Below are 20,884 nucleotides of genomic sequence, written 5' to 3' on the forward strand. Positions count from 1 at the left end.
ATTTGTGCAAGGCGGCAAATTGTAACGCCTGAACCCCGCGCTGTGTGCGGAATTTAGGACAGCTCCTGGGCATCCATGTCGATCGCCCAGCGCAACCGGCGGTTGCGATTGCCTTCCGCCCACTGGCTGAACTGCGCCAGTAGCTTTTGCAGCAGGCCGCGCTTTTCGGCGGTGATCTGCAGGTAGAAACGGAAGCGGCCGGACTTGCGCTCGAGCAGTGCCGGCACCGGCCCCAGGTACTGCAGCTCCGGCGACGGTGGTGCCAGGGCTTGCAGGTAGTCGCGGGCGTTTGCGAGAAATTCTTCCGCCCAGCGCGGCTCTTCGCACTCGGCGCGCACCAGCGCCATGGCGCGCAGGGGCGGCAGTTGGGCGATCTTGCGCTCGTCCATCAGCTGGCGAGCAAAGGCACCGTAGCCCTTATTCAGCAAAAGTTGCAGCAGTGGGTGTTCCGGGTAGCGGCTCTGCACCAGCACGTGCCCGGGCAGGTCGCCGCGCCCGGCGCGGCCGGCAACCTGCTCCAGCAGCTGGCCCATGCGCTCGGGGGCGCGGAAGTCGGCACTGAACAGGCCGCCGTCGGCGTCCTGAATCACCACCAGGGTAACTTTGGGCAGATGGTGGCCCTTGGCCAGCATCTGCGTACCCAACAATAAACAGGGTTCGCCGTTGCGCGCAGGCTCCAGTAGCTTGTCCAGCGCCTGCTTACTGGCGGTGGAATCGCGATCGACGCGAATCACCGGGAAATCCCGGAAACTGTGGGTAAGGAAGTCTTCACTGCGCTCGGTGCCGGCACCCAATGCGTTCAGGTTGCGGCTGTGGCACTGCGGGCAGCTGTGCACTTCGCGCATGCGGTAGTCACAGTGGTGACAGCGCAGATGGCGCTGGCGCCGGTGCAGGGTGAGCTTGGCGGAACAGTGCGGACAGTCGGCGAGCCAGCCGCAGTCGTCGCAGGTCAGCGCCGGCGAATAGCCACGGCGGTTGATAAACACCAGCGCCTGTTCACCGCGACGCAGGGTCTCACCGATATGCCGCAGCACCTGTGGCGCAAAGCCCTCCTGCAATTGCTGGTGCAGGATCGGCACCACACTGATTTGTGGAGGCTTGGCGTTGCCCGCGCGGTGGCGCAGGCGCAGGTGCTGATAGCGCCCGCTCAGCGCATTGTGCAGGCTCTCCAGTGAGGGGGTGGCGGAGCCCAGCAGCACCGGTACGTCGGCACTTTTCGCCAGCACCAGCGACAGGTCGCGGGCGGAGTAGCGCACCCCGTCCTGCTGCTTGAAGGAGCCATCGTGCTCCTCGTCGATCAGAATGATGCCGAGACGCGGCAGTGGGGTAAAAATTGCCGAGCGAGTGCCGATCACAATATCCGCCACGCCGCTGGCAGCAGACAGCCAGGCGCGCGCGCGTTCGCCATCGGCAAGCCCCGAGTGCAGGGCGGCAATACGAAAATCCGGGAAGCGCGCGGCGATGCGGCGCAGGGTTTGCGGGGTCAGCCCGATCTCCGGCACCAGCAGCAGGGCCTGCTTGCCGTCGTGCAGGGCGCGCTCCATCAGGCGCAGGTAGACCTCGGTCTTGCCGCTGCCGGTGGTGCCCTCCAGCAGCGAGGCACTGAATCCGGTGGCGGGCACCGAATCGATCACCTGGCGCTGCTCGTCATTCAATTCCGGGGCGGGGCGGGGCGCGACCTCTTCCAGCGGCGGTGGGGCCGTGGGCCCAGCCACCCAGTGCGCCAGGTTGCGCTCGATCAATGCCTTGCACACGCTGCTGTTGAGGCCGCGGGCGTTCAGCGCGGTGCGGCTCTGGCGACCCGAGCTGAGCAGCAATTGCAGCAGGGCCTGCTGTTTCTTGGCGCGCGCGAGTGCGGTCTCCGGCAGGCCCTTGCCCTCGGTGGTCAACTCCAGCCACTGCTCCGCCCAGTGGTCTGCGGGCTTGCCCCTGCGCAGGGCGACCGGCAGTGCCGCAGCATAGAGCTCGCCAATGGGCGCCTGGTAGTAGTCGGCCGCCCACTGCAGGAATTGGCGGCTGCGCGCATCGAAGATCGGCGCGGGGTCAATACAGGCGGTGGCCGGCTTGAGTTCGGTGTGGGAGGATTCCGCGGCTACCTCGACCAGCACGGCCACCAGATCCCGCTTGCCAAACGGCACCTGAAAGCGCTGCCCGGGCTGCAGATGCGCCGGATTCGCGCCCGCTGGCGGCAGGTAATCGAACACGCGGCGCAGGGGCACCGGCACTGCCAGGCGCAAAATGACCGATGGTTCTCTAGATTGGCTTTGCTCTGCCGCGACTAACCCCAACGCACGTATCTCCACTGCTCACTACTGCTGGTGCACTGATTGCACAAAGACGCGATGATAACGCAGAAGGTTCCGCTTGAATCGTCAGGCTAATCTGATAGTATGCGCCGACTTTTTAAACAGCCCGGGGATTTATCCCCTACACCAATGCCGATTCCGTGCTCAGCGACAAATGACTGGGTGGCGGTGTCGAAAAGAGGCAATCATGAAGACCGATATCCATCCGAACTACGCCGAAATTACCGCAACCTGCTCCTGTGGCAACACCTTCAAAATGGGTTCCACTCTGGGCAAAGACATCCAGCTCGACGTTTGCTCCAACTGCCACCCGTTCTACACCGGCAAGCAGAAGCAGGCGAGCACTGGCGGCCGCGTAGATCGCTTCAAGAAGCGTTTCGGCAGCCGCATCTCCAAGTAAGAGAAAGCGCTACCGAAATGTGCACCGGGAAGATTCGCTCTATCCCGGTTGCGACAAAAAAGACGCCCAGGACATTCCTCGGCGTCTTTTTTTGTGCCTGGCTGTTGGCGATCGCAACCCTGCAGGCGAATGCGGCCCGTGCTGACTGTGTACTAGGCGGCGCCGATGAGGTGGTGGGGCTCAAGCAGGTGATCGATGGCGATACCCTGCGCCTCGAAGACGGCCGCCGGGTGCGGCTGATCGGCGTCAATACGCCGGAGCTGGCCCACCGCAAACGCCCGGCTCAGCCCCTGGCCGAGGAGGCCAAGGATTTCACCGAACGCTTTCTCGCCGGCGGCGATCTGGAACTGGTCTACGACCGCGACCGCCGCGACAACCATGGCCGCGTCCTGGCCTACGTCTACAACCACCGCGGCGACAGCCTGGAATCTGCACTGCTGTCCGCCGGTCTCGCCTTCCATATTGCGGTGGCCCCCAACCTCGCACTTAGCGAATGCCTAGCCAGCCGCGAGCGCGAGGCGCGCCAGTACCAGCGCGGGGTCTGGTCACCGGGCGTATGGCCGGTAGTGACGGCTTCCCAGGTGCGCCCCGGCGATGGCGGTTTTGTGCTGCTTACCGGGCAAGTAACTAAGGCGCACCACAACCGATATATCTGGCTGGATCTGGATGGACCCGTGGCACTGCGGGTTGACCCCAGGAGTGCGCCATCCCTGAAACGGCAGAAGAACTGGCGCAATCGACAGCTGATGACGCGCGGTTGGCTGGTGGATCGCGGCGCAAAATACGCGGCCAAAAATCCCGGGCACAAACGCTGGTTTATCGCGGTGGACGCCGCAGAAACACTGGAATTTCTTCGCTAACTTTACCCACCGCCGCATTTACTTCACCCCCGTCGATTAGCGACCTTTTGGCGACCGCCAACCCCGTGACTCATTCATTCAATAAATACACATAAATCACGAAAACTATTTCATCTGTAACCAATTTTGGGGGTAGTATTAGTAAACCTATTTTGGAATGTCCGGTTTTGACCACCGTGGACGGATAGTCATCCCAATATTTCCACTATAGGCGCGCAAACTGCCCCACAATAAAATCAATACAGCTGCGGTAACCCGCGCCCGCTTGCAGAACACCGGGCGCTTTCAAGTACAAGAAGATGACACCCTGATGACCGACTCTCTACGCCAGGCAGCGCTCGACTACCATGCCTTGCCGACACCGGGCAAATTATCGGTGGAACTCACCACACCTGCAGAAACCCAGGAAGACCTCTCCCTCGCCTACAGCCCGGGAGTAGCGGAGCCGGTGCGCGAAATCGCCAAAGACCCGGAAGCCGCCTACCGCTATACCGGCAAGGGCAACCTGGTGGCGGTCATCTCCAACGGCAGCGCCATCCTCGGCCTCGGTAACCTGGGCCCGCTGGCATCCAAGCCGGTAATGGAGGGCAAGTCGCTATTATTTAAACGCTTTGCGAATATCAATTCCGTGGACATTGAAGTGGAAGCACCCAGCCCGGAGCGTTTTATCGAGACCGTCGCGGCCATCGCCAACACCTTCGGCGGCATCAACCTCGAAGACATCAAGGCGCCGGAGTGCTTCCACATTGAAGAGGCGCTGATCCAGCGCTGCTCGGTACCTATTTTCCACGACGATCAGCACGGCACCGCGATTGTGACCGTTGCCGGCATGTTGAACGCACTGGAAATCCAGGGAAAGAACATCGAAGACGCGCGTATCGTGTGCCTGGGCGCCGGTGCCGCCGCTACCGCCTGCTGCAAGTTATTGCTGTGCGCAGGCGCCAAGAAAGAACAGATCACCATGCTCGATAGCCGCGGTGTCATCCACTCCGGGCGCAGCGATATCAACGCCTACAAGGGCGAGTGGGCGCGGGATACCGAAATGCGCACCCTGGATGACGCCATCGAGGGTGCCGATGTGTTCCTCGGCGTGTCCGGGCCGGATCTGCTGTCTGCGGAACAGCTGGCACATATGGCCGACAAGCCGGTGGTGTTTGCCTGCTCCAACCCCAACCCGGAAATTGCCCCGGAGCTGGCGCACGCAACCCGCGACGACCTGATCATGGCCACCGGCCGTTCGGACTACCCGAACCAGGTAAACAACGTACTGTGCTTTCCGTTTATCTTCCGCGGTGCACTGGATGTGCGCGCCACCAGCATCAATGAGCACATGAAGCTTGCGGCCATTGAGGCGATCCGCAAGCTGGCGCGGGAAGAAGTGCCAGAAGAAGTGCGCGCGGGCTACGGTGGCGTGGAAATGGCATTTGGCCCTTCTTATATTCTGCCGAAGCCCACCGACCCCCGTCTGCTGCCAGAGGTGGCTGCAGCGGTGGCCCAGGCGGCGGTAGATAGCGGCGCCGCACGCCTGCCCTACCCAGAGCACTACCCGCTTAAGCCGGTGTAAATCCTGTCGATTCGGTCTATATCGGCCCGATCTTTAACCTATCCCGGTAGCGGTGGCGCTACCGGGTACGGATCCACTCCTCCAGTCCTTGAGCCTCCCCCCGAGCACCGCTACACTGGCTCCAATGTCTGAGCAGAGTTATCCCACCGCATGAGTCATGTCTATGTGCTGACCAATCAGCACCAGCAGTTTTTAAGTAAAGGCAACGATTGGATTGACGGCCGCGAGCACACCAAGCTGTTCCGCACCGAACACAAGGACGTCGCCATCAATCAGATGTTCGAGGCCAACACCCGCGACGTTTCCCTGCGCATCGAGCTGCTGGAATGCAAGCTGGACACCAAACGCCAGCCGCTGGTGCCCGAGGACGCGCTCAGCGAAGCGCCGCTCGAGGCCGACGTCGATCCCGAACCAGCACCGGCAACCGACGAACCTACAGAAGCTGCGGAACCCGCAGCGGATGCGGCGGCCAAGCTGGAGAGCAGCGAGCCGCCCTCTGAACCCGTTGCCCCACAGGCCTGAGCCAACGACCTGAAATTCCCCAACCAGGCGAGACCCGAGGACAATGCCTCGGGTTTGCCGCTTGAGATCACCGGGGATGCCCCCATTTAAGCCGGACGCCGTTTGGCGGATTCATCAGCGCGCCACAGTTAGCGCACTTGGTATGCAGCCGGCAGCCCACAGGAGATACCCTTGCCCACGTTCAACCTGGCCGAACTGGCCAAGCCAGAAGGCTTAGACCTGCTCAAGGGCATTCGCCGTGGTATTGAAAAGGAAGGCCTGCGGGTCACCCCGGAAGGCGAACTGGCACAGACAGACCATCCGCACGGGCTCGGCTCCGCACTCAGCCACGAGTGCATCACCACCGATTTCTCTGAAGCGCTGCTGGAATTTATTACCCCGCCGGTGGCCACGCCCGAACAGGCCCTGGAAAAACTCGACCAGATCCACCGCTTTACCTACAGCCAGATCGGCGACGAGCGCCTGTGGGTCAACAGCATGCCCGGCCGCATCGGCCGCGATGAAGATATCCCGGTCGCGCGCTATGGCAGCTCCCACAGCGGCACCATGAAGACTATTTACCGCCTTGGTCTGGGCCTGCGCTACGGCCGCGCCATGCAGACCATTGCCGGTATCCATTACAACTTTTCCCTGCCGGATACCTTCTGGCAGTGGCTGCAGGCCAAAGAAAACAGCAGTGAGTCGCTGCAGGACTTTAAGACCCGCCGCTACTTCGACCTGATCCGCAATTTCCGCCGCCAGTACTGGCTGCTGATCCACCTGTTTGGCGCGGCGCCGGCGGTGTGCGGCACCTTCGTGCAGGATCGCGAGCACAAGCTGCAGCCCTTCAACGGTGACGGCCGCAGCCTGTTCGCACCCAACTCAACTTCCCTGCGCATGGGCGACCTGGGTTACACCAGCGATGCACAGAAGTCCCTGATCGTCTGTTACAACGATCTGCCGAGCTACCTGTCCACCCTGTGTGCCGCCATCTCCAAACCCTATCCGGCCTACCACGAGCTGGGGGTCAAGGATGCCGAGGGCCACTACCAGCAGCTGTCCACCGGCCTGCTGCAGATCGAAAATGAGTTCTACTCACCGATCCGCCCGAAAAACCCTGCCGGGATGGGCGAGACCGCACTCTCGGCACTGGATGCCCGCGGGGTGGAATACATTGAAGTGCGCTGCCTGGACCTGAACCCGTTTGTGCCGCTGGGCATCGAAGCACCGCAAATGCGCTTCCTCGATGCGTTCCTGCTGCACTGCCTGCTCAGCGACAGCCCGCAGACCGACGAAGCCGACTACCGCGCGGTGCAGGAAAACCTGTCGCGTATCGTCTACCAGGGTCGCGACCCGCAAATGCAACTTATCCACAACGGCGGCGAGCGCAAACTGACCGACTGGGCCAACGAGCTGCTCGACCAGATTACGCCGCTGGCGGAACTGCTGGACAGCGCCTGGCAGAGCGAAGATTACGCGCGCGCTGTGGACGTCCAGCGCGACAAGATTAGCGGCAAGACCCTCACCCCGGCGGCGCACATGCTGGCGGAGATGCACGAACACGGGCAGACCTTCTTCCAGTGGGCCAAAGACAAGGCCGAACAACACCGCGAGTATTTCATCGACCGTCCATTGAACGATGAAGAGCAGGCCGAGTTCGAGCGCCTGGCAGAAGAGTCGCGACAGAAACAAAAAGCGGTGGAAGACGCGGACACCGGGACCTTCGAAGACTTCCTTGGCAAGTACTACGCCCAGTATGTGTTCTGCCACAAAGACCTCTGAGCACCGATGAATTACCTCGCCCACCTGCTGCTCTCCGGCCCGGATCCGGACTGGCAACTGGGCGGTTTGCTCGGGGACTTTGTCAAAGGCCCGCTTACCGGCGCCCGCCCCCAATCCATTGAAGACGGCATGCGCCTGCACCGGCGCATCGACCTGCTGAGTGACCAGCACCCTGCCTTTCTAAGCGCGCTCACGCGTCTCGGCCCCGGGTGGCGACGCCTGGGCGGCATTGCGCTGGATATCTGGTTCGACCACCTGCTCGCCAACAGCTGGGAGCAGTGGCATCCCCACCCCCTGGAAACCTTTTCCCAACAGTGCTGGTCCAACTTCCGCGAGCGCCAACAGTGGATCCCAGAAAACGCACAAACGTTTATTCAACGCGCCGAGCAATTTAAACTGCTCCCCGGCTACCGCGAGGTCGATGTGATCCAACGCACCCTCGAACGGGTCGGTCAGCGTCTGCGACGCCCGCAACCCCTGGTCGACATGCTGCCCCTGCTGGAACGCGACCGCCGCGCACTGGAGCAGGAATTTCAGCAGCTGTTTGCCGACCTGAGCCAACAGGCCGAACGTTTCCGCCAACAAGTTAACGAATAAATACCGGAAGACACCATGACCCTGCCAAGCCCGCGCACCACGTTTTTACTGATGTTCCTCGCCGTTATATTCGTACTCGGTGTGGCGTTCTATATGGAATACGCGATGGGCCTCGAACCCTGTCCACTGTGTATCACCCAGCGGGTCATGTTCCTCGGTGTCGGCATCACCTCGCTGATAGCTTTCCTGCACAACCCTGCCAGTATCGGCCGCCGCATCTACGGATTTGTCGTCTCCCTGTGGGCACTGGGTGGCCTCTACTTCTCCGGCCGCCAACTGTGGCTGCAGAGCTTGCCGGAAGACGAAGTACCGGCGTGTGGCCCCGGTATCAGCTACATGGTCGAAGTGTTCCCCATGGCCGAAGTGATCAAAACCCTGCTGACCGGCGACGGCAACTGCGCCGAGGTGCACTGGACCTTTCTGGGGCTGTCCATTCCCGGATGGGCCGCGGTGGGCTTTGTGGGCCTGATCCTGTTTGGCCTGTGGCAGGCGTTCCGCAAGGGCTGACCGAACCTTCACCATGCCCTCCGAATCGAAATCGTGGCCCGGCAAAGCACTGCACTGGTTGCTGGGCGCGGGACTACTGCTGACGTTTGACTTCGCCGGTCGCGCGCTGGCCGCGAGTTTGTCGCTGTCGGTACCCGGTCCGGTACTGGGAATGCTGCTATTGCTGCTTGTACTGATGCTCTACGGGCGCGTGCCCTATGGCTTGGGCATGGTGGCTGAGCAGATACTGCGTCTGCTGGTACTGATTTTGCTGCCCGCCACTGTGGGCATCTATTTTCTACGGGACCTCTCTGGCGGCGACTGGTTTGCGCTGATTGCGGCGATGGTGATCGGCACTCTGATCAGCCTGACGCTCACCGCACTGCTGTTAAACCACCTGATTCAGCGACGCGCCCGCCGCCGAGGTGATCATGGGCAGTGAAATGCGCAACCTGTGGTTACAGTGGCTGTCCCAGCTGGAGCAGGTTGCGAGTGGTTTTCTGCAACCGCTATCCGCTGCCCACCCACTGGTGATACTGCCGTTGAACATCGCGGGCTTCTGGCTGGCACTGAAAATCTACCGACGCACCGGTACGCCAATCCTGCACCCGGTGGTGGGCGGCAGCCTGCTGGTGTTTGCGGGGCTATTGCTGCTCGGCGTCGACTTTGCCGGCTATCAGCAGGGCAGCGGCTTACTGTATCTGTTACTGGGCCCCGCGGTGGTCGCCCTCGCCATTCCCCTCAAACAAAATCTGGTCATGGTACGGCGCGCGGGCTGGCCGCTGATGCTTGGGCTGCTAGTGGGCGCCGTGCTGGCGCCACTGGTCGCGGTGGTCATCGCACTACTGCTCGGTGGCAGTCACATGGTACTGGTTGCGCTGGCCACCAAGTCCGTGACTACGCCCGTAGCCCTCGCACTCACCGAACAGATGAACGGTATTCACAGCCTCGCCGCGGGCGTGGTGGCCTTTACCGGGATTGTCGGCGCGGTGTTTGGTCCCTCCCTTATGCGGTTGCTGGGTGTCCACGACGAACGGGTTACCGGTTTCACCCTCGGCATCAACGCCCACGCCATCGGCACCGTACGCGCCCTGGAGGTCAGCGCCCTGTGCGGCGCCTTTTCCGCACTGGCCATGGGTTTGTGCGGCGCGCTGACCGCATTGCTGTTACCGGTTCTCACCTCGGCCTAGCAAAAACCAGACGTCCGTCCCGTTCCAGTTTTTTTCCGGCGCCCGCCTTGCCCACGGCGGGAGAAGCTTCTACATTCGTATGAGCAGTTGTAAAAGACACAAAAGGAAACTTGGAGATGTTGGAGAACTGTAAGAATGCGCAAGAGCGCTGGGGCGGCGTCAGCCAGATTATTGACCGCTGGCTGCAATCCCGTCAGGCGCTGCTGGTAAGCTTTTGCCAGCTGTCGGACCACAAGGAGTTTTCCGATGGCGACAAGGCCGCGGAGACCAGTGTCCGCACCCTGTGCCAGCAGCTGGTGGACTATGTCTCGGCCGGCCACTTTGAGGTCTACGATCAGTTGATACAGGAAGGCCAGGCCTTTGGTGACACCGAAGGGTTACAGCAGGCCAAAGCGCTGTACCGGGAGATTGATGGCACCACCGATGTCGCTGTCGACTTCAACGACAAGTACCAGGAAACCGATGACCTCAGTGCGCTGGTACAGGATCTGTCAGAGCTGGGCGTCGCGCTGGAAACCCGTTTTGCCGCGGAAGACCGCATGATCGATACCCTGCACACCGCGCACAAAAACCAGCTGGCCTGATCACACTATCTCGTGTGTACCAGCACGTGAAATAACTCTACGCACCAAAATGCGTCAGTAATAAAAAAGGGGCCCGCAGGCCCCTTTTTTGATCAGCGCGCAACCGCGCAACTTGGTAACCGATGTGCGATTACTCGGTTCCCTGATCTTCCTCAACCGCCTCTTTCTCTGCAGCAGCTTCGTCACTATTGGCGTCGGCCTTATGCAGCTCCACTTCAAAAATCAGGGTCGCGTTCGGGCCGATCAGACCACCGGCACCGCCCGGACCATAGGCCAGCTCAGAAGGAATGTAGAGCTCCCATTTCGCGCCCTGCTTCATCAGCTGCAGTGCTTCGGTCCAACCCTTGATCACGCCATTCACCGGGAACTGAACCGGCTTGCCGTTCTTGTAGGAGCTGTCGAACTCGGTGCCATCAATCAGCGTGCCCTTGTAGTCCACTTCAACAACGCTGGTTTCGCTGGGGCTCGGTCCGGTACCTTCGGTAATCACCTTGTACTGCAGGCCGGAATCGGTGGTCTGTACGCCGTCTTTCTTGGCGTTTTCTTCCAGGAACTTCTTACCTTCTTCCAGGTTCTTATCCGCCGACGCTTTGAAGTCAGATTCCTGCTTCTCCATCAGCTCTTTTTGCTTGGCCTGCATGTTTTCCTGGAATACCTGGATCACTTTTTGCTTTTCTTCCTGGCTCAGGCGGGACTCGCGACCGCTAGCGACATCTTGCAGCGCCATGGCAACAATTGACGGGTCCAGGGCGACTTCCTGGCTCTTGAGGCGGTTAGCCATATCTTCAGCGATGATATAGCTGACCTTCTGCTCCTGGGTTTCCAGTTTGACGTCTGCAGAACCGGCAGACTCCTGCTTGTTACAACCGACCAGTGCAATACCCAACGCAATCGCAGCAGCCAAAGAAGTTTTATTCATGAGAGTTGTCTCTTTATTTCCGTGAAACATTGTAAATAGCGATGGCGAGCACCGGTATTAATCGAGCAGGTCCTGTATTCCCTGCCTATGCCGCTGTTGTACACCCTGACACCCAGGTGCATTGTGCGGCAGATCACAGTATCGCAAGCCGGACCGCAGCGAACGGCAAGTCTAACCCATGCGCGAACGACCTGCACACCACCATACTCTTATCGCATTCGCTGCATCGGACAGCGATTCTTCGCGGTTGTTTCATTTTGCTGACAGGCGCAATTCGGGCTGAGGGTATGCTGGAAATTTGAAAGCCTTATGCCGCAGTTATTAAAAAGTTAAAAAATCCTGTGTGCTGCAGGGATGCACGAAGCAAATAACAGCGCTATTATCAGCGTTAGACCTCGACTTTTTTCTCCGGCAGAGAGGTGGTTCTGTCACACCGAGATATCTTGGGGGATGTCTTGGGGAGAGTCATCGGGGCCCCCTTTTAATAACGATTTTCACAACCCGTTCCAACCGCAGGATATTGAATCATGGCCGCCAAACGCAAAGCCGCTGTTTCCATTGACGCTCTTGAAAAACAGATCGCCAAGATCGCCACCCAAATTGAAAAAGCACGAGCCAAGGAAGTGGCCGATGCCGATAAGGCCCTGAAGAAAGCCACGAAAGATGCCGACAAGGCCAAGACTCAGGTAGCCAAGGCCAAAGCCAAAGTCGCGACTGCCCGCGCTGCCGGCGCCAAGGCAAAGACCCCGGCCGCCAAGGCCTCTGCCAAGAAGAAAGCCGACGCAGCCAAGTCTGCGCTGGCCAAGGTAGAAAAGCTTGCCAAGGAAGCCATGGTAGCGCTGAGCGGAAGCAAGGCCGCTGCCGCAGCCGCCAAGCTGTCCGACAAGACTGCAAAAGCCGTGAAGAAAGCCGGTGATGCGGCGGCCAAAAAAGTGCAGGCCGCGAGCAAGCCGAAAAAGAAAAAAGCGGCAGCCAAGAAAGCGACTGCTAGCAAGCCGGCCGCCGAGAAGAAAGCTGTAGCCAAAAAGGCCACAGTGAAGAAGGCGGCAACCAAGAAAGCCCCAGCCAAGAAAGCGACAGCGAAAAAAGCAGCCCCTAAAAAAGCTGCACCGAAGAAAGCCGCAACCAAGAAGGTCGCCGCAAAACCTGCAGCTAAGCCAGCCGCCAAAAAGGCCGCACCGAAGAAGCCGTCAAAAAAGCCTGCAGTAGACAAATCTAACGGCGCCGCCGCGAAACCGGCCGCTCAGCCAGCGCCAGCCGCCGCGCCCGCAGCCGCGCCCGCAGCCGCTCCAGTAAGCGCATCTCCGGCACCGGTAATGAGCAAAACATCAGAGCCGAAGCCCGAACCGAAACCAATGGTACCCGAGTCCAGCGCTGCGGCCGCGACCCCGGTAACCCCAAGCATCACCCCAAGCACGCCGGCCAAGAGCCTGTTTTCCACTGAGGAAAATCCGCACTACGGCCCTGAGGAGCACAAGCACAAGAGCTAACTTGTGCGATCACCGGCTCCTTCATTGCCCAAGCCTGAGCCTGCTGCACGCGTGCTAGCGTTATAGGCATCTTGAGAGCTATAGGCATCGATCAGGCCCGCCCAGCGGGCCTGATCTTTTTGCATCAGACCATATTGTTCTCCGGCCAACGCCAGCGGTGAGCGCGTCTCCGGCCAGGTTTCTCCATTCAGCTTCCACAACGCGGCCAACTGGCGCTGCTCCATGCGAATCTCATTGCGCTTGCACCATTCGTATAGCCGGCTCTGCTTGTTAATACGCCCTACAAAGCGGCGCAGGTTGCGCACGGTATTGATCATGCGACGCCGCGGCGCCAACCCCCGATCCGCCACTCGCCAGCTTTCGTGACTCAGTTGGCGACCACAGGCGCAGGTGTAACTGGCCCACAACATCAGACATACGTCCGCCCCTTTGCTGTCCTGACACTCCAGCAGGAAGTCGGCCACCGACGGCTGGCGATAAAACTCGAGACTGAAATCCCACAGGGGGTTCTGCAAAGGCGAATTTGACGGAGAGTGCGGCGGTGATGGAGGTGCGGTTTCTGTCACGATAGAATCCCGGCGAAATTGTTATGCGACGACATTGTTATGGGGATAGCCTAGTCAATATCGCGCGAAATCAAAGAGGTTTCCATTGATCAATCTGCAAGGGGTGTCGCTGCAAGTGGGCGGGCGCGACCTGCTCAACGACGCCAGCTGCCGCATCTTCCCCGGCCACAAGGTCGGCATCATCGGTGCCAACGGCTGCGGCAAATCCACCCTGTTCAAGATGTTGCTGAAGCAGCAGGAGAGCGACGCGGGCAGTGTCGAAGTCCCGGCGGGCTGGGAAATTGCGCATATGGCCCAGGAGGTGTCGGCCAGTGACCGCAGCGCCCTGGACTACGCGCTGGACGGTGACCACCGCCTGCGCGAGCTACAGCAGGCGCTGGAAGCCGCAGAGGCCGATGGCAGCGACGGCAAGCGCATTGGCGAACTGCACGAGCGCATGGCCGCAATCGACGGCTATTCGGGCCCGGCGCGCGCCGCGCAGCTGTTGGATGGCCTGGGCTTCTCCCATGCCGATCAGCAGCGTCCGGTGCAGAGCTTCTCCGGTGGCTGGCGTATTCGTTTAAACCTGGCGCGCGCACTGATGTGCCCGGCTGACCTGTTGCTGCTCGACGAACCCACCAACCACCTGGATCTGGATGCCACCCTGTGGCTGGAGCAGTGGCTGCAACGCTTCCCCGGTACCCTGCTAATCATCTCGCACGACCGGGATTTCCTGGACGCGGTGGTGGACGGCATTATCAGCTTCGAACAGCAGGATCTGGTACTCTACAGCGGCAACTACACCGCGTTTGAGCGGGCCCGTGCCGAGCGCCTGGCACAGCAGCAAATTCAATACGAGAAGCAGCAGGCCCAGCGCGCACATATGGAAGATTTCGTGCGTCGCTTCCGCGCAAAGGCGACCAAGGCCAAGCAGGCCCAGAGCCGCCTGAAGGCGCTCGACCGCATGGCCGAGATCGCCCCGGCGCATGTAGACTCACCATTCCGTTTCCGCCTGCCGGCTTCCGAGAAAGTTTCCAACCCACTGGTGGATCTGCGCGAGGCGGAAATCGGTTACCCCGACAAAACCATTCTGCCGCGCGTGGAAATGGGCATTCAGCCCGGTCGACGCATCGGCCTGCTGGGCCCCAACGGCGCCGGTAAATCCTCACTGATCAAAACCCTCGCCGGCGAGCTGCCGCTGCTCAGTGGCGAGCGCCAGTGCGGCGAGCACCTGAAGATCGGTTACTTTGCCCAGCACCAGCTGGAAGCGCTGGATTCCAAGGCCTCACCCATACTGCACGTACAGCGGCTGTCGCCGGATGCCAGCGAACAGGAACTGCGCGACTTTTTGGGTGGCTACGGCTTTATCGGCGACCGGGTATTCGAACCGGTGGGCGGTTTTTCCGGCGGTGAAAAAGCCCGCGTGGCGCTGGCACTGCTGGCGTGGCAGAAACCCAACCTGTTGCTGCTGGACGAACCGACCAACCACCTGGACCTGGAAATGCGCCATGCACTGACGCTGGCGCTGGCGGAGTTCCCGGGGGCGGTCATTCTGGTATCGCACGATCGCCACCTGCTGGCGAACACCACTGACGAGTTTATTCTGGTGGCAGACGGCCGCGCCGAACCCTTCGACGGCGACCTGGATGATTACAAACAGTGGTTGCTGGCGTTCAAGCGTGAAGAAAAACGTCAGTCCGGAAATGACGCGCCGAGTACCGACGACAAGCCCGCCGAAGACAAGAAGGCCCAGCGGCGCGCGGCCGCAGCCCTGCGCGAGCAACTCAAGCCGTTGACCAACAAGCTCAAAAGTATCGAGCAGAAGATGGCCAAGGCGGAAAAGGAAGTACAGCGGCTGGAAGAGAAACTCGCGGATGAAGATCTCTACAGCGGTGGCCGCCAGGATGAAATTACCCAATTGACCAAAGCGCAGGGCGAGGCGCGGGAAAGCCTGGAAGAACTGGAAATGGCGTGGCTGGAAGTCTCCGAGGCACTGGAGGCAGCGCGCTCGGGTAGTTAACACGCTGACCCGATACGACCCCTGCGCGGCTATTTCGACATTTCGTAGGGGTCGTAGCCTTCGCGCGGGCAGCCATCTTCATTGACCGCCATGCCCATGGGCGTATTCGGGCAGAGGTCGAGATAGTCCGGTATGCCATCGCCATCGGTGTCGATGGGACAGCCGCGAACATCCACATCGATACCTGGCGGTGTCTGCGGGCATTCGTCGGCGTCGTCATAGACGCCGTCACCATCGCGATCGTAAATTGCCACCGGGTCCTCGCCCCATTGGTAGCCGATCGACATACTCACATAGGCGTCGAGCCCACTTTCTTCCACACCCTGGAACCCCCGTGCATCGCCGCGCACTTGCCAGCGCGGGTGGAGACGGTACTTCACGCCCATGCCAAAGTTGACCATGGTCTGGCGGCGGTACCAGTCAAACGGGTAGCCGAAAGTGTCCTCGTCGATACGCAACTCGCCAATCCCCGCCACCACATAGGGCTGCCAGTCGTAGTTACCGCAAAAGCGTCCGGCAAATTGATACAGCAGGTCGAGATGGTAATTCTGCACCTCGACATCCTCAAACGTATCCTGCACGTCGACGCTGAAGTAGTTGTAAACCCCTTCAAGAGCCCAGCGATCGGTAACGTTGTAACCAAAGCCGATACCGCCACCGGCGCGATCGTCCAGCTCAAATCCGAAGTAGGGGGTGCCATCGAGGCGCTGGTCGTCAAACCAGTAATAGCCGCCATTGAGATACAGGTTGAGGGTGCCTTCCGCATCGGACACGGCCTGGCCACTGGACAGGAGCAGGGCGCCGCCAAGCAGCAGCGTGCGCAGGAATTTGCGGGCGGTGGTGGGGCTTGTTGTCATTGTTGCTCCGGAGCATCCATTTACCGGTAGACACAAGATAGCACAGCGAACCGCGGCCCATTTCCCCCGCGGCTCGCTATATTGTCGGCTTATTTTCTTTTGTACAGCAGGTCCCACACACCGTGGCCAAGACGCTCACCGCGGCGCTCGAATTTGGTCTGCGGACGGAATTCCGGGCGCGGGGCGTATTGCCCTTTACCGGCGGCATTCTCCAGCATGTCCTCGGCTTCGAGCACTTCGAGCATTTGCTCGGCGTAGTTTTCCCAGTCGGTGGCCATGTGCATCAGCGCGCCGGGTTTGAGCTTGCTACACAGCAGTTTCACGAACTCGGGCTGCACGATACGGCGCTTGTTGTGCTTTTTCTTGTGCCACGGATCGGGGAAGTACAGCTGGAAACGATCCAGGCTGGCGTCGGGAATACAGTCGTTCAGCACGTCGATGGCGTCGGCCATATACACGCGCAGGTTTTTGACCTCTTCCTTGCCGGCATTGTTAATCAGACGGCCGACACCCGGTGGATGCACTTCGATGCCAATAAAGTGTTTATCCTGCTCGGCCTTGGTCATTTCCAGCAGGGAATCGCCCATGCCGAATCCAATTTCCAATACCACAGGGGCCTCGGCACCGAAAACCTCTGCCGGGTTGATCGCGCCGTCGTAAAGAGACAGGCCAAACGTGCCCCAGTAGTTATCAAACGCGTTGCGCTGACCTTCGGTCATACGCCCGCCGCGGATCACGTAGCTACGGATGGATTTCTTTTTGAACTCGGTGCGGTAGGGAAATTCTTCTTCCTCACCCACTTGTTCGTTGTTTGGCTCTTCTTGCATCTTTACCTCTGGGCTACGTAGCTTTTTTCGAGTGCGTCGTAGCAAGTTCTAGGGCGGTCAAGCACCGGGTATACGTTTTCAGAACCAGGCTAGGCGCCCCCCTGTGAACCCATCCATGGGCGTTGCGGCGGCGACGTCCTGTCGCCGACGCTTCTGAAAACTTATACCCGGCACTTGGCCTTCAATTCATGTTTCTGTGTTCTTACCACCTTGGGTTGGTGGTTATTTTGAATAATTTAAGGCGGCGACAAACAGGGCTATCCAGCCTCCGATCATCAATGTGCCACCAAGTGGTGTGATTGGTCCGAGGATTCTCGGTCCACCAAAGGTCAGGCCGTAAAGGCTGCCTGAGAAAAATAAAATGCCAACCGCAAAAAGCGCGCCGCTCACAATCAGTGAGGTTTTTGCACCAATTTGCTGGATCAAAATAGCCACGGCAATCAGTGCGAGCGCGTGTATCATCTGATAGTGCACGCCGGTTTTGTAGGCTTCCAATAGATTTTCCGCGACCTTGTCACGCAGCCCATGAGCGCCAAAGGCGCCGAGGATAACGCCGGTGCCACCAAAAAATGCGGCCAGCAATAAATACAATTTAGCCATCAGGGTTTTCCTTTCCAATCGGCAATCGAATTACAGGGGTCGCTGCGAAGGGGAGGTGCCGGGTGCTGCTTTTTGAAAGCGTCGGCGACAGGGACGTCGCCGCCGCAGCGCCCATGGATGGGTTCACAGCGGTTTCAAAAAGCAGCACCCGGTGCCTCCCCGCCACCAAGCTCGCTTTTAAACTGAATACCACTAAACCGAGCAACCCACATACGAAAAAACCGCGCCAGTAGCGCGGTTCTTCAATCCGGTCAGTGAGAAGGCTATCAGGCCTCCATCGCCACCCGGACTTTCTTCATGGCGTTCTTTTCAAGCTGGCGAATACGCTCAGCAGAAACGCCGTATTTGTCGGCCAGCTCGTGCAAGGTCGCTTTGGACTCACTCAACCAACGCGCTTCGATGATGTCGCGGCTACGGTCGTCCAGCTGATCCATCGCAGCAGTCAGGTTGTTTACGCTGGTTTCCTGCCAGTTATCGTGCTCCAGCATGGTGGCCGGATCGTAACGGCGGTCTTCCAGGTAGTGCGCCGGAGCTTGCCACGCGGAATCTTCGTCGTCATCCACACCGGCATCAAACGCCGCATCGTGCGCCGCCAAACGGCCTTCCATATCGTGTACATGCTGCACATCGACATTCAGCTCCTGCGCCACACGCTTGGCTTCGTCGTTGGTCAGCCACGCCAGCTTCTTCTTCTGGCCACGCAGGTTGAAGAACAGCTTGCGCTGCGCCTTGGTGGTCGCAATCTTAACGATGCGCCAGTTGCGCAGAATGAACTCGTGAATCTCCGCCTTGATCCAGTGCACCGCAAAGGACACCAGACGCACACCCTTTTCCGGGTTGAAACGCTTCACCGCCTTCATCAGGCCCACGTTACCTTCCTGAATCAGGTCGCCCTGGTTCAGGCCGTAACCGGAGTAGGATTTGGCGATGTGCACAACAAAGCGCAGGTGAGACATAACCAACTGACGGGCTGCCTCGAGATTTTCGTGGTAGTAGAGGTCTTCCGCGAGCTTCTTTTCTTCCTCGGCAGAGAGTACCTCAAAGCCGCTCACTGTCTGGATGTAGGCGTTTAGATTGGCGCCCGGTGACAGTGTGTGAATCGGCTGTAAACTGGTTCCCATTCAGGATTCTCCTCGTATCGCTTATTGCCCCGCTTGGCACTTGCTGCCCGGACTGTTTCTTACCGGGACCAGTAGTTTGCGGCGGCTGCTCCATTCGGCCCTGGACTGATCAGTCTTTAAGCGGCACCGAGAGAGCAAAGTCGGCCACAGTGTAGCACTCGCAACGGGAAATGGAACCCCGTATGGAGGTGGCCGGGATCGCGTGCCAGCCCTTGAAATACGGGAGATTAGAGCGGTTATCCACAGCAGAAGTTCCGGGGCGCGCCTGCGCTTTACCAATCTTTGCAGACTGCCCGGTCAAGCGACACAAAGGGCCGATGAGACGAGATAAATGGCGGTCAGATCGGGCGTTAGCGCGGCTGAATCGCAGAAATATGTCGCGCCACCGCCAACCAGGCCCCGGTAAGCCCGAGCAGCGCGGCGCCGCCGGCCAGCCCAATCAGATAGGTAAACCCGGGGCCATCGAGGCGGAAACCACTGCCGTAGAGGTTTGCCAGCCCGCTAATCGGCCCCGCCAGCAGCCATACACCACCGCTTACCAGCAACCAGGCAATCAGACCGCCGACCAGGCCATACACCAGGCCCGTGTACAGGAACGGACGGCGCACAAATGCATCCGTGGCGCCCACCAGCTTCACCACCAGGATTTCATCCCGACGACTTTCGATATGCAGGCGAATGCTGTTTACCACCACCAGCAACACCCCCAGCGCCAGCAACAGTGCCAACCCCATGCTCATGCGCTGCCCCAGCTCGGTGAGCTGCGCCAGGCGCTGCACCCAGGCCATATCCAGCACCACGGAATCTGTCATCGCGCTGTCGCGCAAGCGGGTGGCCAGCGTCTCAAGTGAGGCTGTATCGGAGCCGCGCGGGCGCACCAGCAGTACCGCTGGCAACGGATTGCTGTCCATACCAAGCAGCGCATCCCCAAGGCCGGAGGACTGTTGGAATTCTGCCAGCGCCTGCTCCGGCGAGATATACGTCACCCCCGCTACCAGCGGGTCCCCGCGCAAGTCATCGGCGAACGACTGCACCGCGTTCTCGCGGGCGCGCTTGTGCAGGAATACGGAAATCTGTGGCTGCCCATCCCAGCCAGCCACGGCCTTCTGGAAGTTAGTAAGTCCCAACTGCAGTGCCGCGGGCAAGGCCAGGGCAATGGCAATCACCAGCGCGGTCATGCCGCTGGACATGGGTGAGGCAAAGAAACGCGCCCAGGATTCGCGCCACATTTCCCGGTGGTGGTTGGTCCAGCTGCTGAAGCGGTCGCCAACGCCGGTGCGCGCGGTCACCGCACCCGCGGCGCGGCTGCGTTCGGGTGGGTTGGCGGCGGGCTTAGTACGCTGGTTCACGGCTTGGGTATCCGTCATAGATCAACTGGCCTTGCTGCAACGTCAGCACTCGCTGGCGCATGCGCGCAATCAATTCGAGGTCGTGGCTGGCAATTAGCACGGTAGTGCCCACCGCATTGAACTGCCGGAACAGTCCCATGATTTCCTCGGACAGTTTCGGGTCCAGGTTACCGGTGGGCTCATCCGCCACCAGCAGAGCGGGCTTGTTCACCACCGCGCGGGCAATACCCACGCGCTGTTGTTCACCGCCGGAGAGCACGATGGGATTCTGTTTCTCTTTGTGCAGCAGGCCGACCTTGTCCAGCGCGGCGCGCGCGCGGCGGCCCACTTCGCGGCGGCTGCAGCCGGAGACCGACAGCGGCAGGGCGACATTGTCGAACACGCTGCGATCGAACAGCAACTGGTGGTTCTGGAACACAATGCCGAGGTTGCGGCGGTAGTAGGGAATCTGGCTATTGCGTAGGCGGTTGAGGTTCTGGCCGCCGACGATGATGCTGCCGCGGGTGGGGCGCTCGATGGCGGTGAGGAGTTTGAGCAGGGTGCTTTTGCCGGCGCCGGAGTGGCCGGTCAGGAACACCATCTCGGCGCGATCAATTTCCAGACTGACACGCCCCAGCGCATCCTGGCCGGACTCGTAGCGTTTGTTGACGTTATCAAACTGGATCATGAGCGCGTTTTTGTTGTTCTTTGTCTTTTGCGGATCCGAAAGCAGCTTCAGACACCGAGGCGGTGCCGCCAGCCGGTAAGGCTTTGCGAGACACGCCGTAAACCCATCCATGGGGGCTCGGCTGCGGCCGTCCTGGCCGCAGACGGTCTCGCAAAGCCTTACCAGCTAGCGACACCTTCGCATAAAGTTCAGACGCTCTAAGCGGCCTGTGAAAGCTTG

General features: G+C 60.2%; 21 protein-coding genes. 12 read left to right on the forward strand and 9 right to left on the reverse strand.

Annotation, left to right across the window (positions count from 1 at the left end):
* Nucleotides 1-53: 53 nt before the first annotated feature.
* The gene (locus LCM31_RS04830) at nt 54-2,303 is read right to left on the reverse strand and encodes a primosomal protein N' (RefSeq protein WP_224867992.1); all 2,250 of its coding nucleotides are present in this window, start codon (nt 2,301-2,303) and stop codon (nt 54-56) included.
* Nucleotides 2,304-2,493: 190 nt separating this feature from the next.
* On the opposite strand from LCM31_RS04830, the gene rpmE reads away from it, so the two are divergent.
* The 10 genes from rpmE (at nt 2,494) to LCM31_RS04880 (ending at nt 10,270) form a co-directional block, all read left to right on the forward strand.
* The gene (gene rpmE, locus LCM31_RS04835) at nt 2,494-2,706 is read left to right on the forward strand and encodes a 50S ribosomal protein L31 (protein WP_010132044.1); all 213 of its coding nucleotides are present in this window, start codon (nt 2,494-2,496) and stop codon (nt 2,704-2,706) included.
* Nucleotides 2,707-2,723: 17 nt separating this feature from the next.
* A complete protein-coding gene (locus tag LCM31_RS04840; RefSeq protein ID WP_224867993.1) occupies nt 2,724-3,566 on the forward strand; it encodes a thermonuclease family protein in 843 nt (280 codons plus the stop codon).
* 310 nt (nt 3,567-3,876) lie between these two features.
* Complete coding sequence (locus LCM31_RS04845; RefSeq protein WP_224867994.1) at nt 3,877-5,130, forward strand: malic enzyme-like NAD(P)-binding protein; 1,254 nt, start codon at nt 3,877-3,879, stop codon at nt 5,128-5,130.
* Between the two features lie 150 nt (nt 5,131-5,280).
* Nucleotides 5,281-5,652 carry a hypothetical protein gene (locus tag LCM31_RS04850; protein WP_224867995.1) on the forward strand — a complete coding sequence of 124 codons (372 nt, stop codon included), beginning with the start codon at nt 5,281-5,283 and terminating at the stop codon, nt 5,650-5,652.
* A 171-nt stretch (nt 5,653-5,823) separates the two neighbouring features.
* Entirely contained in the window at nt 5,824-7,413 is a 1,590-nt protein-coding gene (gshA, locus tag LCM31_RS04855) for a glutamate--cysteine ligase (RefSeq protein WP_224867997.1), read from the forward strand.
* Between the two features lie 6 nt (nt 7,414-7,419).
* The gene (locus LCM31_RS04860) at nt 7,420-8,010 is read left to right on the forward strand and encodes an acyl carrier protein phosphodiesterase (RefSeq protein WP_224867999.1); all 591 of its coding nucleotides are present in this window, start codon (nt 7,420-7,422) and stop codon (nt 8,008-8,010) included.
* 15 nt (nt 8,011-8,025) lie between these two features.
* On the forward strand, nt 8,026-8,517 hold the full coding sequence (locus LCM31_RS04865) for a disulfide bond formation protein B (RefSeq protein WP_224868001.1): 492 nt from the start codon (nt 8,026-8,028) through the stop codon (nt 8,515-8,517).
* A 13-nt stretch (nt 8,518-8,530) separates the two neighbouring features.
* Entirely contained in the window at nt 8,531-8,938 is a 408-nt protein-coding gene (locus tag LCM31_RS04870) for a CidA/LrgA family protein (protein WP_224868003.1), read from the forward strand.
* Nucleotides 8,928-9,686 (forward strand): LrgB family protein, encoded by a 759-nt coding sequence (locus tag LCM31_RS04875; protein WP_224868005.1) that lies wholly within the window; start codon nt 8,928-8,930, stop codon nt 9,684-9,686. The genes LCM31_RS04870 and LCM31_RS04875 overlap by 11 nt, the downstream gene beginning before the upstream one ends.
* 116 nt (nt 9,687-9,802) lie before the next feature.
* A complete protein-coding gene (locus LCM31_RS04880) occupies nt 9,803-10,270 on the forward strand; it encodes an Rsd/AlgQ family anti-sigma factor (RefSeq protein ID WP_077407709.1) in 468 nt (155 codons plus the stop codon).
* Nucleotides 10,271-10,400: 130 nt separating this feature from the next.
* On the opposite strand, the gene LCM31_RS04885 is transcribed toward LCM31_RS04880, so the two are convergent.
* Nucleotides 10,401-11,189: an FKBP-type peptidyl-prolyl cis-trans isomerase gene (locus tag LCM31_RS04885; protein ID WP_224868006.1), complete on the reverse strand. Its 789-nt coding sequence runs from the start codon at nt 11,187-11,189 to the stop codon at nt 10,401-10,403.
* A 527-nt stretch (nt 11,190-11,716) separates the two neighbouring features.
* Between LCM31_RS04885 and LCM31_RS04890 the strand changes: the two genes are divergently transcribed.
* Nucleotides 11,717-12,679 (forward strand): histidine kinase, encoded by a 963-nt coding sequence (locus tag LCM31_RS04890; RefSeq protein ID WP_224868008.1) that lies wholly within the window; start codon nt 11,717-11,719, stop codon nt 12,677-12,679.
* On the opposite strand, the gene LCM31_RS04895 is transcribed toward LCM31_RS04890, so the two are convergent.
* Nucleotides 12,676-13,245: a TIGR02444 family protein gene (locus tag LCM31_RS04895; protein ID WP_224868010.1), complete on the reverse strand. Its 570-nt coding sequence runs from the start codon at nt 13,243-13,245 to the stop codon at nt 12,676-12,678. The two genes, LCM31_RS04890 and LCM31_RS04895, sit on opposite strands and share 4 nt — an antisense overlap.
* 85 nt (nt 13,246-13,330) lie before the next feature.
* Between LCM31_RS04895 and LCM31_RS04900 the strand changes: the two genes are divergently transcribed.
* Nucleotides 13,331-15,244, forward strand: coding sequence for an ATP-binding cassette domain-containing protein (locus LCM31_RS04900; RefSeq protein WP_224868012.1), 1,914 nt, complete (start codon nt 13,331-13,333; stop codon nt 15,242-15,244).
* A 29-nt stretch (nt 15,245-15,273) separates the two neighbouring features.
* Here LCM31_RS04900 and LCM31_RS04905 read toward each other — a convergent pair whose 3' ends face one another.
* The 6 genes from LCM31_RS04905 to ftsE all read right to left on the reverse strand — a co-directional run bounded on the left by LCM31_RS04905 (nt 15,274) and on the right by ftsE (nt 20,665).
* A complete protein-coding gene (locus LCM31_RS04905; protein ID WP_224868014.1) occupies nt 15,274-16,101 on the reverse strand; it encodes an outer membrane beta-barrel protein in 828 nt (275 codons plus the stop codon).
* An 89-nt stretch (nt 16,102-16,190) separates the two neighbouring features.
* On the reverse strand, nt 16,191-16,928 hold the full coding sequence (gene trmB, locus LCM31_RS04910; RefSeq protein WP_224868016.1) for a tRNA (guanosine(46)-N7)-methyltransferase TrmB: 738 nt from the start codon (nt 16,926-16,928) through the stop codon (nt 16,191-16,193).
* Nucleotides 16,929-17,150: 222 nt separating this feature from the next.
* Nucleotides 17,151-17,528, reverse strand: coding sequence for a DUF423 domain-containing protein (locus tag LCM31_RS04915; protein ID WP_224868018.1), 378 nt, complete (start codon nt 17,526-17,528; stop codon nt 17,151-17,153).
* Between the two features lie 266 nt (nt 17,529-17,794).
* Complete coding sequence (rpoH, locus tag LCM31_RS04920) at nt 17,795-18,649, reverse strand: RNA polymerase sigma factor RpoH (RefSeq protein ID WP_010132063.1); 855 nt, start codon at nt 18,647-18,649, stop codon at nt 17,795-17,797.
* A gap of 350 nt (nt 18,650-18,999) precedes the next feature.
* Nucleotides 19,000-19,998 carry a permease-like cell division protein FtsX gene (gene ftsX / locus LCM31_RS04925; RefSeq protein ID WP_224868020.1) on the reverse strand — a complete coding sequence of 333 codons (999 nt, stop codon included), beginning with the start codon at nt 19,996-19,998 and terminating at the stop codon, nt 19,000-19,002.
* Complete coding sequence (ftsE, locus tag LCM31_RS04930; RefSeq protein WP_010132065.1) at nt 19,982-20,665, reverse strand: cell division ATP-binding protein FtsE; 684 nt, start codon at nt 20,663-20,665, stop codon at nt 19,982-19,984. Before ftsE ends, ftsX begins: the two co-directional genes overlap by 17 nt.
* Between the last annotated feature and the right edge of the window lie 219 nt (nt 20,666-20,884).

It is taken from the genome of Microbulbifer agarilyticus (assembly GCF_020171345.1).
GTDB classification, from domain to species: Bacteria; Pseudomonadota; Gammaproteobacteria; order Pseudomonadales; family Cellvibrionaceae; genus Microbulbifer; species Microbulbifer agarilyticus_D.

Bases quoted from the DNA above. Each gene is read 5' to 3' on its own strand.
- LCM31_RS04885 (WP_224868006.1), bottom strand. From the start codon at position 11,189: ATGAATAAAACTTCTTTGGCTGCTGCGATTGCGTTGGGTATTGCACTG.
- LCM31_RS04915 (WP_224868018.1), bottom strand. From the start codon at position 17,528: ATGGCTAAATTGTATTTATTGCTGGCCGCATTTTTTGGTGGCACCGGC.
- LCM31_RS04850 (WP_224867995.1), top strand. From the start codon at position 5,281: ATGAGTCATGTCTATGTGCTGACCAATCAGCACCAGCAGTTTTTAAGT.
- LCM31_RS04865 (WP_224868001.1), top strand. From the start codon at position 8,026: ATGACCCTGCCAAGCCCGCGCACCACGTTTTTACTGATGTTCCTCGCC.
- LCM31_RS04875 (WP_224868005.1), top strand. From the start codon at position 8,928: ATGGGCAGTGAAATGCGCAACCTGTGGTTACAGTGGCTGTCCCAGCTG.
- LCM31_RS04890 (WP_224868008.1), top strand. From the start codon at position 11,717: ATGGCCGCCAAACGCAAAGCCGCTGTTTCCATTGACGCTCTTGAAAAA.
- LCM31_RS04880 (WP_077407709.1), top strand. From the start codon at position 9,803: ATGTTGGAGAACTGTAAGAATGCGCAAGAGCGCTGGGGCGGCGTCAGC.
- rpoH (WP_010132063.1), bottom strand. From the start codon at position 18,649: ATGGGAACCAGTTTACAGCCGATTCACACACTGTCACCGGGCGCCAAT.
- LCM31_RS04845 (WP_224867994.1), top strand. From the start codon at position 3,877: ATGACCGACTCTCTACGCCAGGCAGCGCTCGACTACCATGCCTTGCCG.
- LCM31_RS04860 (WP_224867999.1), top strand. From the start codon at position 7,420: ATGAATTACCTCGCCCACCTGCTGCTCTCCGGCCCGGATCCGGACTGG.
- rpmE (WP_010132044.1), top strand. From the start codon at position 2,494: ATGAAGACCGATATCCATCCGAACTACGCCGAAATTACCGCAACCTGC.
- LCM31_RS04840 (WP_224867993.1), top strand. From the start codon at position 2,724: ATGTGCACCGGGAAGATTCGCTCTATCCCGGTTGCGACAAAAAAGACG.
- trmB (WP_224868016.1), bottom strand. From the start codon at position 16,928: ATGCAAGAAGAGCCAAACAACGAACAAGTGGGTGAGGAAGAAGAATTT.
- LCM31_RS04870 (WP_224868003.1), top strand. From the start codon at position 8,531: ATGCCCTCCGAATCGAAATCGTGGCCCGGCAAAGCACTGCACTGGTTG.
- LCM31_RS04905 (WP_224868014.1), bottom strand. From the start codon at position 16,101: ATGACAACAAGCCCCACCACCGCCCGCAAATTCCTGCGCACGCTGCTG.
- ftsE (WP_010132065.1), bottom strand. From the start codon at position 20,665: ATGATCCAGTTTGATAACGTCAACAAACGCTACGAGTCCGGCCAGGAT.